The sequence below is a fragment of the Thermococcus fumicolans genome (genome assembly GCF_055386755.1).
Genome location: NZ_AP042424.1, coordinates 1,778,321 through 1,791,765 on the forward strand (window position 1 = coordinate 1,778,321; position 13,445 = coordinate 1,791,765).

The window sequence follows — 13,445 nt, forward strand, 5'->3', positions numbered from 1 at the left end:
ATTTTTATGTAAAATTTTGAGACTTTTAAGGATTTTTTAGACATAAATCAGTCAAACAACGGGCAAGGTTTTTAAACACAAACAAGCAAATTTAAGCGGAGCAAACCCCATGGCATTAACTTTTCAGTGTCAATCGGTGGTCGAGATGCGCGAGAAATGCGGGGTCTTCGCGGCCTTGACTGAGAACGCGGCTAGGAAGGCGTACTACGCCCTTCTGGCTTTACAGCACCGGGGCCAGGAAAGTGCGGGAATAAGTGTCTGGAGGAACAGGATAAGAACGCTCGCGGGAAAGGGCCTCGTCTCGGAGGTCTTCAGGAGCGGAGAGCTCGCGAAGCTGAGGTCGAACCTCGCGATAGCCCACGTCCGTTATTCCACATCGGGCTCGCTCAACGAGACCCAGCCCCTCGAAACCGAGTGCTGTGGAAAAAGAATCGCGATAGCACACAACGGGACGCTCACCAACTTCAAACCCCTCCGGGGGAGGTATGAAAGGCTCGGCGTCAAATTCCACCACTCCGTTGATTCCGAACTCCTGGGGGTTTCGTTTCTCTGGCACCTACACGAGGCCGGCGACGAGTTCGAGGCGATGAAAGCGGTTTTTGAGGAAGTTAAAGGCGCTTACTCGGTGGCGTTCCTCTTCGACGGGAAAGTTCTGGTGGCGAGGGACCCCCTTGGTTTCAGGCCGCTGAGCTACGGCTTTTTTAACGGTCACTACTTCGCTTCCGAGGATTCTGCCTTAAGGCTCTTCGTTGACGAGTCAGAGGGCGGGAAAATACGGGACGTCGAGCCGGGTGAGGTCTTTCTTCTCTCCGGGGACGGCGTTGAGAGCAGGGTTCTAGCAAAGGAGGACCACCACCACTGCGTTTTCGAGTACATATACTTCGCGAGGCCCGATAGCGTTCTCGACGGGACGAGCGTCTACAGTGCTAGGGTCAGGATGGGCAGGGAGCTGGCGAGGGAGAGTCCGGCAGAGGGGGACGTCGTCATAGCCGTGCCTGACTCTGGAAGAGCATCTGCATTGGGCTTTTCCCAGGAGAGCGGGATTCCCTATGCAGAGGGCCTGATAAAGAACCGCTACATAGGGAGGACCTTCATAACTCCAGGCCAGTTCTACCGCGAGCTGAAGGTCAGGCTCAAGCTCTCTCCGGTGAAGGAGGTAGTCAGCGGAAAGCGCGTGGTTCTCGTTGACGATTCGATAGTCAGGGGCACGACGATGAAGCGCATAGTTACAATGCTCAGGAAGGCGGGAGCGAAGGAAGTCCACGTCAGAATAGCCTCACCCCCCATAAGGTATCCCTGCTACATGGGGATAGACATCCCTACGAGGCACGAGCTCATAGCGGCCTTTGGAGGCGTAGAAAAGGTTAAGGAAGCCATTGGATCGGACAGCTTAGCCTATCTCAGCGTCGAAGGTCTCATCCGGGCCGTTGGCAGGAGGGACCTGTGTCTGGCGTGCCTTACCGGAGAATACCCGGAGTGGGCGTTCAGGTTTTGACCTTTCTCACCCTGCACGCTGAAAACTTGAACTCCGGCGTTCCGGCCTTGTTCAAAGCCGGGCTCGTGAGTTTGTTGGCCTTGAAGTGGAAGGGAACTGCCACAAGCCCTTCAGGAACCCCACCGACATTGGCGCGCATCCTTATCTTCCCGCGCCTCGTCTCGATTTCCACCCAGTCGCCGTCGTTTATTCCGAGCTTTTTAGCGTCTTTCTCGTTGAGTAACGCCCTCGGCTCGCCCATGAGCCTGACCAGCGACGGGCTCCTCAGCGTCATCTCGCCCGTGTTGTAGTGGCTTATCAGCCTCACCGTGGTCAGGACGAGGGGATACTCTTTGTCGGGCTTTTCCCACGGCTCTATCTGCTCAACCGCTATGAGCCTCGCCTTTCCGTCGGGGGTTGAGAACTCCCACGTATGGAGCCTCTTCCTCGGCAGGAAAATTCCGTCCGAGTTCTTTAGCTCGTCAACGCTTCTCTCCTCAAGCTCTGGAAAGAGCCTGAAGTACTCCTCGGTTATTTCCTCGACCCTCGAATAGTCGAAGCCGGGCAGACCGAGGGCCTTTCCCAGCATCGTCAGAATCTCCCAGTCCGGTTTGGAATCCCCGTAGGGCTCGCAGACCTTGTGGCTCCACTGGATTCTCCTCTCGCTGTTCATGTAGCTACCGCTCTTCTCGCAGAAAGCCGAAGCCGGGAGAACGTAGTGGGCGTATCTTGCTGTCCTCGTCATGAAGAGGTCCTGGACTACGAGGAGGTCGAGTTTCCTGAGGGCATCTCTAACGCGGGTGAAGTCGGCCTCGCTGACCGCTGGATTCTCGCCGACGATGTAGAGGGCCCTCACATCACCCCTCTCTATCGCGTCCCAGAGCTCCGTTAAGTAGAGGCCCCTCTCGGTCGGGAGGTCATCAACGCCCCAGAGCGAAGCAACGCGCTTCCTGAAGCGTTCGTCTGTTAAAGGCACGTAGCCGGGGAGGAATTCGCTCAGGGCACCCATGTATGCGGCACCCTGGACGTTGTTCTGCCCGCGCATTGGATAGAGACCGCCCTTTTCACCGATGTAGCCGAGGAGCAATGCCAGGTTAATCACAGCCAGAACGTTTTCCACCCCGGAAACGTGCTGGGTTAACCCCATCCCCCACATTATGGCTCCACTACCTGCTAAAGCGAAGGTTCTCGCAACTTCCCTTATCGTCTCGGCCGGAACGCCAGTTACCTTCTCCGCGTATTCGGGAGTGTACTTCATAACCCCCATCCTGACCTCGGAGAACCCCCTCGTCCGGGTTTTCACGAAGTCCTCGTCGTAGAGCTCCTCCCCGATGATGACGTTGGCAATCGAGTTGGCGAGGGTTATGTCCGTTCCGGGCCTGATTACAAGCTTATAGTCGGCGAAGGCCATCGTCCTCGTCTCCCTGACGTCAACGACGATAATCTTTGCGCCGTTTCTCTTCGCCCTCAGGATGTAGTCCATCACAACCGGGTGCGTTTCCGCCGGGTTGTAGCCCCAGATGAGTATGGCCTTAGAGCCCTCCAAATCCTCGTAGGGGTTCGTTTGAGCGCCAGTTCCCACGGCAAGTTTGAGCGCGTGAACGCTCGCCTCGTGGCAGAGACGGGCGCAGTTGTCTATGTTGTTCGTCCCGAAGAGGCGCGCAATCTTCTGAAGGAGGTAGTTCTCCTCGTTGCTCACCTTTGATGAGGCCAAAAAGGCCACAGCATCAGCGCCGTAAAGCCCCCTAATCTCGAGGAGCCTGTTCGCTATTTCCTCTATCGCAACGCCCCAGCTCACCGGGACCATCGCGGAGCCGATTCTCTTGAGCGGCCTCTTTAATCTGTCCTTCGACAGAACGATTTCTGTTGAATAAAGCCCCTTCGGGCAGAGCTTCCCCCTGTTTGGCTCGCCGGGGTAGGGTTTCACTTTCATCGTTTTCTCATCCACGAGAAGCCTGCATCCAAAACCACAGTAGGGACACACGACGGCCTTCACGGTATCACCATGTTGGCAAGAAAAAGTCAAAATTAAAAAGTTTTCTGGCCAAAATTGAGGAAAATTTGTCAATCAGAGGGCCTTCCTCAAAAAGTACTCGTGAACCCTCGTGTCCTCTGTGAGCTCGGGATGAAACTCAAGGCCGATTACGTTGTCCTGCTCCACACCCACAACCCTGTCGCCGAGCCACGCTATCGGCTTCACCCTGTCGCTCAAGAGCTCGACTATCCTCGGGGCACGGATGAAGACACCCGTGAAGGGCTCGTCACTGAAGGCCAGCTTTATCGGCGCTTCAAAGCTGTCCACCTGCCTGCCGTAGGCGTTCCTGTTCACCTTGACATCGAGGAGCTCAAGGAACCTCTGCTCCGGGGTGGCGCCGATTACCTCCTTTGAGAGCATTATCAGGCCGGCGCAGGTTCCCATTATAGGCAGACCCTCCTCACCGAGCTTCCTGACGGGCTCAAGGAGGCCGTTCTTGACCATCAGGCGCGAGATAGTGGTGCTCTCACCGCCGGGGATTATTATCGCCGAGATTCCCTCCAGCTGCTCCGGCTTCCTGAGCCATATAACTTCTCCAGAGACGCCGAGGTTTTCAAGGGCTTTCTTAGCTGCATCGATGTGCTCACTCACGTCGCCCTGGAGGCCTATGACGCCTACCTTGACCATTTCACTCCCTCCAAAAGAGTAGGGAAGGGCTCAGACGCCCCTCTCCTCGAGGCGGACTTCGAGCTGCTCTATCTCCTGGCCGCGCATGGGCTCGCCGATCTCCTTGCTTATCTCCACTAAAACGTCGGGCTCGTCCCAGTGGTTTACGGCCTCGACTATGGCCCTCGCCATCTTCTCCGGCTCGGAGCTCTTGAAGATTCCCGAGCCTACGAAGACACCGTCCATACCCATCTGCATCATAAGTGCCGCGTCCGCTGGAGTGGCAACTCCTCCGGCCGCGAAGTTCACAACCGGAAGCCTTCCAAGCTTCTTTATCTCGAGGAGAACCTTGTAGAGGCCCTCAACTATCTCGCGGTAGGTGTAGTGGCCGTAGACCGGCTCGTTCTCAAGGACCTGCTTCGGAAGGCCGCTTATCTCCCTGATCTCGAAGGCGAGCCTGAGGTACGGCTCAGCGAACTTCTCGGCAACGCCGTAGACCTGCTCGTCCGTCATGCGCTGGATCAGAGCGATGTTGTCCTTGAGAAGGCGGACGTGTCTTACAGCCTCGACGATGTTCCCGGTTCCGGCCTCGCCCTTCGTCCTCATCATGGCCGCGCCTTCCCATATCCTCCTGACGGCCTCGCCGAGGTTCCTGTTGCCGCAGACGAAGGGAACGTTGAACTCGCGCTTGTCGATGTGGAAGTAGGGGTCCGAAGGCGTTAGAACCTCGCTCTCGTCTATCATGTCAACGCCCAGAGCTTCGAGGATCCTAGCCTCTGCAACGTGGCCTATCCTGACCTTGGCCATCACGGGAATCGTTACCGCGTCCATTATCTCCTGGATCTTCTCTATCGGGGCCATCCTGGCAACGCCGCCGGCCTTCCTGATGTCGGCCGGAACGCGGTGGAGGGCCATAACCGAGACGGCCCCGGCCTCTTCCGCAATTCTCGCCTGCTCGGCGTTGGTGACGTCCATTATGACGCCGCCCTTCACCATCTTGGCGAAGCCCCTCTTGAGCCTCTCAGTGCCCTTAGCCTCGATAATATCGAGCTTTCCCATACTATCACCCCATCCGTTTTCCTTCAGATGAGGGTTTGAAAATAGGGAATATAAGCCTTGCTAAAAAAATTCCATCAGCCAGTCCTCAATTGTTAAGGGCTCAATTGAAACCGGGCTCTCCCCATTTCTAATACGCTCTACGAGCTCGGTTAAATCGTTAACAACTGCCGAACCGTCGGGAAACACCGCTTTGAAACCCCGGATCTCTCGAAGTTCTCTCCCGTGGAGATTTCTGAGAACCCTACCGTTGTAGAGAACGACCAAGCTGTCTATCTCCTCGATATTCGTGAAAACGTGGGACACAATAACTATGTTGAGTTTCCTTTTGAGCCTCAGGAACACCTCCATCATCTTCTTCTTGGCCACGATGTCGACGTTGCTAAAGGGTTCGTCGAGAAAGACGACCTTTGGCCTTCCCACGAAGGCGCTCGCCACGAGGAACCTCCTCTTGTAGCCCTGCGAAAGCTCTGAGAACCTCTTGGATTCAACCCCCCCTGAGTCCAAAGAGATCTATTACCTCCTCCGAGTTGTCCTCCCCCTCCACTCGCCTATGGCACTGAGGTACTCACCGACCCTCACAGAGGGTGACAGGTTGGTTTTTTCGAAGGAAAACGAAATCTCATCCGGGCCTAAATCCAGGTAATTCCTTCCTAAAACTCTTATCTCCCCAGAATCAGGACGGGTTATGTTGCTCAGTATCTTTATGAGGGTAGTTTTTCCGCTTCCGTTGGGACCCAGGATGAAGGAGAGTCCCCCGCTCAGCTTGAAACTGACCCCGTCAAGTGCCCTGGTATCTCCATAGGTCTTACTCAAACCCGAGCACTCTAAAAGCATAGCCAAAAGCACCCCCGGAAAGCACGATGAGGATTGTCACTTCCCATGGTATATCAACTTCGGGACGGAGCTCAACTTCAACGTCGTTGCTCGTGTTGAATATGCCAACCAATCTCACCCCACGCAGCGACGTTTTAAAGCGGTTCCCCTGTTTCCCCTCGACGGTCAAGACTGTCACGTTCGCTCCATCCGCGGAGTATTCTCCTGCCAAGGGCAGGGTCCTGTCAACGTACTGAACGGTGTAGGAACCAGGATTGTAGCCCGTCTGGTAGAACACGACGTTTACCCTCTCGCCGGACATCGAGTGGAAGAGTAGGAGCATGAAAACCGCGAACAGCAGGGAAGACCCTAGCAGCGTTCTGAAGAGCCTCAATAGTACTCCCCCCTCTGGAATTGATGGATGGCTAAGAGGACTGAGACCGGCATTAAAGCCAAGCCTAAAACCGACCACGTGTTAAGGATCCTTAAGTCAACCCAGAGGGCGTTCAGGAGCCGGTAGTAGGGAAAAACCGCATCACCCGCTCCCGTGAAGGAGGCAAGTGAAACTAAGAATGAAGCAACGAGGGGATACGCGGGCTCCCGGGTGTAGAATCCTGCGAGGGCAGTGAGGGCTACGCCCCAGAGGGAAGATAAAAACAGCACAACAAAAAGCCAGACGGCCTTTTCAAAGTCTATGGGGAATCCCGCCGTCAGGGGAAAGGTTGAACGGACAAAGAGCGTGAGAACCGTTGAAAGGTAAGCCGAATACAGGAGAATAGGGATTGTTCTGTGGAGGAGAACCCGCCCCTTGCTCCTCGAGAGCCCTATCTCAAAGGCCATCGTGCCGTCGGTGAGAGGTCTGACGAGAATCAGCGAGGAAATCAGTGCGATCCCAACAAAAGCCCCGAGGAGAAGGACCCTCAAACCCTTTGTGAGGGTATCCTTCTGAACCTCCGCAACCCTATAAAAGAAGTCCCCCACTCCCTCCAAAGTCCTATGGAGGGAAGCGTTCAGCTGATCCGGAGGCGCTGTGAAGGAGCGCTGGGTAACGCCAACCGAAGGTGTACCGCCCATCACGTACCAGGAGGAACCAGCTATGAAGAGGGGAAGGAGGAGCATAACAGCGAGCAGAGACCTTTTGGAGGACACCTCAACACCCACCGGCTTCAATGTCTTCCCCTCCCCATCAGTACACCAGCACCGACAACAACAAGGATTATAGAAGCAACTCCAACTTTCTTGAGGAGATCCCCCCTGTCCGAGGTTTTAGGTTCCTCCAAGTCGTCCGGACTCGAGGGGATGTAGTCAACCGAGAGGAGAACTGGACTGGAAAAGATCCCGAAGGGGTCGCGGGGATATAGGGCCATTATGCTGAGCGGTTTGTGGCCGGAAAAACTCCCTGTGAGGTAAGGCGTACGCTGAAGGAAGCAGTTGGATCCCTTTGTCACGTTCAACTTCCTCTGGAGTTCCAGGGGCAGAACGTTGCAGATGGTGTAGTTAAAGTGACCTTTGCTCCGTATTTGAACACTGTTCACTTCAATTGACAAAGGATACACCTCGACGTATTTTCCAACGAGCTTTACCGTTCTGTTAGAAGGGGGCTGAAATATCTGAAGAATGTTGTCCTCAGCTTGTAGCCTCTCACCTAGGTGAAAGAGGGTCTTACTTTTGGGGGACACAATGTACAGTGGGAAGAAAACGCCTTTTCCATCGAGGATGAAGGTGTTGGTTTTGGATTTGACCCTAAAGGTCATGTTTATCCAGCGGCCGGTCATGTTGAGGTCAGGAAACTCGTCGATTATAAGCCCCTTTATCCCGACCGAGAAGTAGCCATCGCCGAGATCCTTGGCGGTGACGTTCATAACGAGCAGACTGTAGGAATACTGGCCGGAAGCGGTTTCGTTAACTAACATAAACGCCGAGTACGAGTTCCCTTCAGTTTGGTTCAGTGCCCCGACCTCCACTAAAATTGCCCCCGCTGAGACAAAGTTGGCACTTAAAAGCATTAAAACAACGGTGAGCGAGAGGGAGAGCAGTCTGAGGTGTTTTTCCATCTCCGCCTTCACCTCCATCCCGGTCTTCGATTACTCCTCAGCTGGAAATTATAAAAGTTGCGGCCGATTAAAAACAAGCTCCAACTGAGAATGAATTCATGTCCTCCCAATTACCTCAAGGCTCACGTCGAAGTTCTTCACCGAGTGGGTCAGATAGCCGAGGCTTATGACGTCGATGTCAAGTTTCGCGTATTCCGCTATGTTCTCGGGCGTTATGCCTCCGGAGACCTCGATTTTAACCCTATCCCGAAGACCCTCACGCTTTAGGGCCTCGATGGTCTCCGCTATCTCCCCCGGCGTCATGTTGTCGAGCATGACCACGTCGGCCCCTGCTTTAGCGGCTTTAATGGCATCCTCAAGGCTCTCGACCTCAACCTCGACTACCTTGTAGGCGGAGAAGGCCTTTGCCCGCTTTATCGCCTCCTCAAGAGGAACCAGGGCGAGATGGTTGTCCTTTATGAGTATCGCGTCGCTCAGCGAGAAGCGGTGAGGCTCGCCGCCGCCGATAATGATCGCCCTCTTGTCCATCGGTTTGAGAAGGGTCTTCCTCGTCCCCGCAACGCGCACCTTCGGATTTACTTCCCTGACCTTTTCAACGAGCCTCCTCACCTCGGTGGCGATGCCGCTCATCCTGCCCATGACGTTCAAAGCAGTTCTCTCGACGAGGAGGATCGAGCGAGCGTTCCCCTCGAGCTCTAGGATAACCTCTCCCGTCTTAACTTCCTCTCCGTCGCGCTTCTTGGCCTCAACCCCAACGCCGAAGTGCTCGAAGAGGGCTCTAGCTTCTTCAACGCCCGCTATGACGCCGTCTTGCTTAGCTATGATGACGGCCTTGGCTTTCACACCTTCTGGAATCACCGCCTCACTCGTAATGTCGCCGAAGGGTGCATCCTCACGTATGAACCTCAGGAGGTAGTCGAGCGGAACCATGATACCACCCACGACATCAACACGAAAGGCTTTATTACCCTTTCCCAGAGGGGCAGATTTTTATACTAGGACGGCAAAGTTAAGGGGGTGTTATCATGATACGGCGGGCCATAATCCCCATAGGAGGGGAGGCCACCAGACTGAGGCCCCTCACGATAGAGACCTCCAAGGGCTTAGTGAGACTTCTGAACAAGCCCATTCTGGAGCACTCCATACTGAGCCTCGCCAAGGACGGCATCGAGGAGGTTTACCTAGGGGTTAAGGGGTACGTGAACTACACCTCGCTCTTCGACTACTTCCGCGAGGGCTACTGGCTGAAGAAGAAGTACGGCCTTGAGAGGGAGGTAAGGATACGCTACATGCCCCGCTACGAAAGCACCACCAACGGCGATGCCGTCTGGTACACGATGCAGTACTACGGCATAAAGGATCCCGTGGTGGTGATCCAGGGCGACAACATCTACCAGCTCGACGTACAGGAGATGTACGAGTGGCACAGGAAGAGGAAGGCGTTCATGACGATAGCGCTCCAGCCGGTGGAGGACGTGACAGGCTTCGGTGTGGCCAAGGTTGACGGGGATTACAGGATAGAGTACTTCGTGGAGAAGCCCCTCCCCGAAGAGGCCCCGAGCAACTTGGCCAACACGGGGATCTACATCCTCTCGGAGAACTTCTGGGAGTTCCTGGAGGAATCCTGGGCGGAGGAGATGAAGAAAAAGAGGACACTCGACTTCGGTGGCGACGTGATCCCAGCCCTCATAGAGCACGGATACGACGTCTACGGATACCCCATGAACGGCTACTGGTTCGACGTCGGGACTCCAGAGAGGTATCTGAGTGCGGCGATGTACCTCCTCCACAACCTTCCTCCGGAGGAAATCGAGGCCACCGAGATAACGAAGGACGTCTACATGCAGGGGAAATCCGAGATGTCCGCGGAGTTGAGGAAGAAGATCCGGGAGATGGTGAAGCGGGGCGAAATACTCGTCCAGGGCAAGGTCCTCCTCGGCAGGCACATCTCGATCGGGAGGGGAACGGCCCTAGAGGATGCAGTGGTTGATAACTACTCGATAATCGGGGAAAAATGCGAGATACTTCACTCCGTTGTGATGGACAGGGTGAAGCTGGGCAAGAACGTCAGGATAATGAACTCGATCATAGGCAGGCACGTCGAGATAGGGGACAACGTCAGGATAGTCAACTCAGTCATAGGGGACAACGCCGTGATAAGCGACAACGTGAGGATGTACAACGTCAAGATATGGCCCCATGAGTTCGTCGAGAGAGGAGCGACCCTCGAACACTACACCGTGAGGCACACGACGCCAAAAAGGTGAGATCAGGCGGGAGAAGCCTTTTTCTCCCCCACCATCTTAGCGGCCAGCGCTACCGCTATGAAGTTGGCCCCGCTCATCATGAGGTCGACCGAGAAGTACAGCCCGATGGCCCAGAAGCTAGACCAAGGCCACTGGACCACTATTAGGAGGCCCATAAACATCGTGAGAACTCCCGAGAGAACCATCGCCACCCACTGGTTTATGTCCCTGTTCTGGAAGGCCACCGCAACCCTGATTGTGCCCACAACGATGAGCGAAAGCCCCATCAGGAGCGTCAGCGTGGCGCTGGCTAGTACCGGGTTTTCGAGGGTGAAGACCCCAGCTAGAATGTAGAGAACGCCCATCAGTGTGTGCAGACCGGCGCTCTTCCAGTCCCTGGCTTTGGTCGTGCCGTGAATCACCTGGAGAAGTCCCCCGACGAGCATAAAGGCCCCGAAGATCGCCACACTGCTTAGGGTCATCAGAGGCAGGAGCATTAGGCCCGCAAATCCCAGGGTTACGAATATAACTCCAAGCAGGAGCATCCAGACCCAGTTCTTCTCAACCATGCCATACTCAGTCATTTTACCACCCCCAGAGCGCTTGTCAATTTTAGTTACATTTTGTGTTTAAAAGATTTTCGAAGAAATCCACGGCGAAGTGGGTTTAGAAAACACGAGAAAAGGGAGATCAGCTCAGCTCGAGCATCCTCTCGATGGCCCTCTTAGCTTTCTCCGCTATATCTCCGGGAACCTCAACCTCGTACTTCATGTCCCTGAGGGACTCGTAGACGTGCTGGAGCGTTATCGCCTTCATGCCAATGCAGGTGGCATCTTCCCTCGCCGGGTGGAACTTGATGTTGGGATAGAGCTTGCTCAACCGGTAGACCATCTCCCTCTCCGTGAAGACGACCCACTCGTTCCACTCCGGGGCGCACCTTATCATCCCGCCGGTGGAGACGATTATGTCCGCCTTTTCCTGCACCTCGGGCTCGCACTCCGGGTGAACCATGAGCTTGGCGTTTGGGTACAGCTTTTTAGCGCGCTCTACGTCCCCAACGGTAAACTTCCTGTGGACGTAGCAGTGACCGTACTCGGGAACGGGGATCACTTTCTTTCCGGTCTTCCTCGCAACGTAGCTGGCGAGGTTCTTGTCCGGGCCGAATATTATGACGTCTGAATCCAGCTTTTCGACTATTTTGACAGCGTTGGCGGAGGTAACCGTAACGTCGGCGTAGGCCTTTGCCTCGGCGGTAGTGTTCACGTAGAGCACAACGGGGGCTTCAGGGTACTTCCTCTTGGCCTCCAGTATGTGCTCGACCCTCAGCATGTTGGCCATCGCGCAGGTGGCCCTCCTACTCGGAAGCAGGACGGTCTTCTCGGGGTTGAGGATCTTGGCCGTCTCAGCCATGAAGTCGACGCCGGCAAAGACTATGACATCCGCGTCAACGTCGACCGCTTTCCTCGCGAGCTCAAGGCTGTCGCCGAGGAAATCTGCGATGTCCTGGACTTCAGGCAGCTGGTAGTTGTGGGCCATGATTATGGCGTTGCGCTCCTCCTTAAGCCTGAGTATCTCCTCGATGAGCTCACCGCGTTCCATCTCCCATCCCCTGAACTGGAGGGGGAGGGGCAGGTTAAAAGGGTTTTTGGACACCTTTGGTTAGAGCCTGCACCTCCCGTCGAAGAAGCTCGTCCTTTCGAAGGTCTTCCTCATGACCGGGAAGTCCTCGCGGTAGTGGGCACCCCTGCTCTCTTCCCTGGCCAGGGCACACTCCAGAACCCCCCTAGCTAAAACCTTGAGCCTCTCGTCGGCCTCTATCTCCCTAAGCTTTTTCAGGCCGCTTTTGAGGCCCTCCGCGCTCCTCACTATTCCCGCGTGCTCCCACAGGAGCTCCCTGAGAGCCTTGAGATCGCCGGGTTCGAAGGGCCTGTACCTGGGCTCCCTCTCGGTCCTGTTCCTGGGTTTTTCCCTCACTATAGTCCTAGCGACCTCGAGGCCAGAGACCACGCACTCCAGGAGGGAGTTGCTCGCCAGCCTGTTGGCCCCGTGAAAACCGTTGCTAGAGGCCTCACCTATAGCGTAGAGGCCCCTAACGTTCGTACGATACCAAAGGTCAACGGCTATACCGCCTATCGTGTAGTGCGCTATGGGAAAGACTGGTATAGGGTCCTTGGACGGATCTATGCCGTCCTTCCGTAGGAAAGCGTATATCTGAGGGAACCTCTTTTTGAAGTCCTCAACCCCGGTGGCGTCCAGATAGACCCTCCTTCCAGCCATAAGCTGCCTGTATATTGCCCTCGCGACCACGTCGCGCGTCGAGAGCTCGTTGACGAAGCGCTCACCGTCCTCGGTTATCAGCTTCGCCCCCGCCCCCCTGACAGCCTCGCTTATCAGGAAAACGCCGTTTTTGCCGATGTAGCCGGTGGGGTGAAACTGCACGAACTCAAGATCCCTCGCGGGGACGCGGTGAAGGATGGCGTCACCTATAAGCAAACCCAGGTTAGTCTCGCTCCCCGCGGTGTACTCGAAGAGGCCAGTAAAGCCGCCGGAAGCCACGACCACGGCATCAAAGCGCATGAACTCCCCGTCCAGAAAGACACCAACGACCCTCCCCCTGAGCACTCCGAGACCTTCCACGGTTCCCCTAACGAAATTAACCCCAAGCTCCCGGGCCCGGAGCATCAGAACGTTGACCACGTGCTTTCCAGTCTCGTTCTTTATGGTGTAGACCCTCGGAAAGGAGTGGCCCCCCTCGGTCTCCAGCTCAAACTTCAGGCCGAAGGAGGAGAGGAAGTCGTGGGCCTCGCTAGCCTTTGAGACGACGTTCCAAACCACCTCCTCGTCGTTGAGGTACTTGCCGCCCCTGATGGTGTCGAGGACATGTGCCCTAACTGAGTCCCCCTCGGAGAGAGGAAACGCTATCCCCGCCTGGGCCAGATAGGAGTTTGACTCCCTAACGCCGTGACCGATGACAGTGACGTCGAAACCCCGCTTCGCCAGGCTTATAGCTGCCGTTAGCCCCGCGATTCCGCCTCCCACGATCCCAACTCTCATCCCACCACCTGGGGAGAATATGGGGAACTGCTTAAACGCTTTTTCATACTATCAAAGCCCTCCTCACTGTAGCGGATACCAAACCCTTGAGGGATAGTGAGGGG

General features: G+C 55.6%; 12 protein-coding genes and 1 pseudogene. 2 read left to right on the plus strand and 11 right to left on the minus strand.

The window, feature by feature from the left end; translation table 11 throughout:
- Positions 1-145 precede the first annotated feature (145 nt).
- Positions 146-1,495, plus strand: coding sequence for an amidophosphoribosyltransferase (gene purF / locus ACZ5AM_RS10050; RefSeq protein WP_464914809.1), 1,350 nt, complete (start codon positions 146-148; stop codon positions 1,493-1,495).
- On the opposite strand, the gene fdhF is transcribed toward purF, so the two are convergent.
- The 8 genes and pseudogenes from fdhF to nadC all read right to left on the minus strand — a co-directional run bounded on the left by fdhF (position 1,485) and on the right by nadC (position 8,971).
- Positions 1,485-3,470, minus strand: a complete 1,986-nt coding sequence (fdhF, locus tag ACZ5AM_RS10055; RefSeq protein ID WP_464914810.1) for a formate dehydrogenase subunit alpha — start codon at positions 3,468-3,470, stop codon at positions 1,485-1,487. The genes purF and fdhF overlap by 11 nt on opposite strands.
- A gap of 72 nt (positions 3,471-3,542) precedes the next feature.
- Positions 3,543-4,136 carry a pyridoxal 5'-phosphate synthase glutaminase subunit PdxT gene (gene pdxT / locus ACZ5AM_RS10060; protein WP_464914811.1) on the minus strand — a complete coding sequence of 198 codons (594 nt, stop codon included), beginning with the start codon at positions 4,134-4,136 and terminating at the stop codon, positions 3,543-3,545.
- A 30-nt stretch (positions 4,137-4,166) separates the two neighbouring features.
- Positions 4,167-5,174, minus strand: coding sequence for a pyridoxal 5'-phosphate synthase lyase subunit PdxS (gene pdxS, locus ACZ5AM_RS10065; protein WP_464914812.1), 1,008 nt, complete (start codon positions 5,172-5,174; stop codon positions 4,167-4,169).
- A 60-nt stretch (positions 5,175-5,234) separates the two neighbouring features.
- Positions 5,235-6,008, minus strand: a pseudogene (locus ACZ5AM_RS10070) (ATP-binding cassette domain-containing protein).
- Complete coding sequence (locus tag ACZ5AM_RS10075; RefSeq protein WP_464914813.1) at positions 5,980-6,381, minus strand: hypothetical protein; 402 nt, start codon at positions 6,379-6,381, stop codon at positions 5,980-5,982. The pseudogene ACZ5AM_RS10070 and the gene ACZ5AM_RS10075 overlap by 29 nt, the downstream one beginning before the upstream one ends.
- Positions 6,378-7,148 (minus strand): hypothetical protein, encoded by a 771-nt coding sequence (locus ACZ5AM_RS10080; protein ID WP_464916136.1) that lies wholly within the window; start codon positions 7,146-7,148, stop codon positions 6,378-6,380. Before ACZ5AM_RS10080 ends, ACZ5AM_RS10075 begins: the two co-directional genes overlap by 4 nt.
- 5 nt (positions 7,149-7,153) lie before the next feature.
- A complete protein-coding gene (locus tag ACZ5AM_RS10085; protein WP_464914814.1) occupies positions 7,154-8,041 on the minus strand; it encodes a hypothetical protein in 888 nt (295 codons plus the stop codon).
- A 96-nt stretch (positions 8,042-8,137) separates the two neighbouring features.
- Positions 8,138-8,971 (minus strand): carboxylating nicotinate-nucleotide diphosphorylase, encoded by an 834-nt coding sequence (gene nadC, locus ACZ5AM_RS10090; protein WP_464916137.1) that lies wholly within the window; start codon positions 8,969-8,971, stop codon positions 8,138-8,140.
- Between the two features lie 95 nt (positions 8,972-9,066).
- Between nadC and ACZ5AM_RS10095 the strand changes: the two genes are divergently transcribed.
- Positions 9,067-10,308, plus strand: a complete 1,242-nt coding sequence (locus tag ACZ5AM_RS10095; protein WP_464914815.1) for a sugar phosphate nucleotidyltransferase — start codon at positions 9,067-9,069, stop codon at positions 10,306-10,308.
- Between the two features lie 2 nt (positions 10,309-10,310).
- Here ACZ5AM_RS10095 and ACZ5AM_RS10100 read toward each other — a convergent pair whose 3' ends face one another.
- The 3 genes from ACZ5AM_RS10100 to ACZ5AM_RS10110 form a co-directional block, all read right to left on the minus strand.
- Positions 10,311-10,871 (minus strand): HdeD family acid-resistance protein, encoded by a 561-nt coding sequence (locus ACZ5AM_RS10100; RefSeq protein WP_464914816.1) that lies wholly within the window; start codon positions 10,869-10,871, stop codon positions 10,311-10,313.
- Positions 10,872-10,977: 106 nt separating this feature from the next.
- Positions 10,978-11,886: a quinolinate synthase NadA gene (gene nadA / locus ACZ5AM_RS10105; RefSeq protein WP_464914817.1), complete on the minus strand. Its 909-nt coding sequence runs from the start codon at positions 11,884-11,886 to the stop codon at positions 10,978-10,980.
- A gap of 60 nt (positions 11,887-11,946) precedes the next feature.
- Positions 11,947-13,341, minus strand: coding sequence for an L-aspartate oxidase (locus ACZ5AM_RS10110; protein ID WP_464914818.1), 1,395 nt, complete (start codon positions 13,339-13,341; stop codon positions 11,947-11,949).
- Positions 13,342-13,445 lie beyond the last annotated feature (104 nt).

Excerpts from the sequence above, each read along its gene's own strand:
- purF (WP_464914809.1), top strand. The coding sequence starts at position 146 with ATGCGCGAGAAATGCGGGGTCTTCGCGGCCTTGACTGAGAACGCGGCT.
- pdxT (WP_464914811.1), bottom strand. The coding sequence starts at position 4,136 with ATGGTCAAGGTAGGCGTCATAGGCCTCCAGGGCGACGTGAGTGAGCAC.
- pdxS (WP_464914812.1), bottom strand. The coding sequence starts at position 5,174 with ATGGGAAAGCTCGATATTATCGAGGCTAAGGGCACTGAGAGGCTCAAG.
- ACZ5AM_RS10085 (WP_464914814.1), bottom strand. The coding sequence starts at position 8,041 with ATGGAAAAACACCTCAGACTGCTCTCCCTCTCGCTCACCGTTGTTTTA.
- nadC (WP_464916137.1), bottom strand. The coding sequence starts at position 8,971 with ATGGTTCCGCTCGACTACCTCCTGAGGTTCATACGTGAGGATGCACCC.
- ACZ5AM_RS10095 (WP_464914815.1), top strand. The coding sequence starts at position 9,067 with ATGATACGGCGGGCCATAATCCCCATAGGAGGGGAGGCCACCAGACTG.
- ACZ5AM_RS10100 (WP_464914816.1), bottom strand. The coding sequence starts at position 10,871 with ATGACTGAGTATGGCATGGTTGAGAAGAACTGGGTCTGGATGCTCCTG.
- nadA (WP_464914817.1), bottom strand. The coding sequence starts at position 11,886 with ATGGAACGCGGTGAGCTCATCGAGGAGATACTCAGGCTTAAGGAGGAG.
- ACZ5AM_RS10110 (WP_464914818.1), bottom strand. The coding sequence starts at position 13,341 with ATGAGAGTTGGGATCGTGGGAGGCGGAATCGCGGGGCTAACGGCAGCT.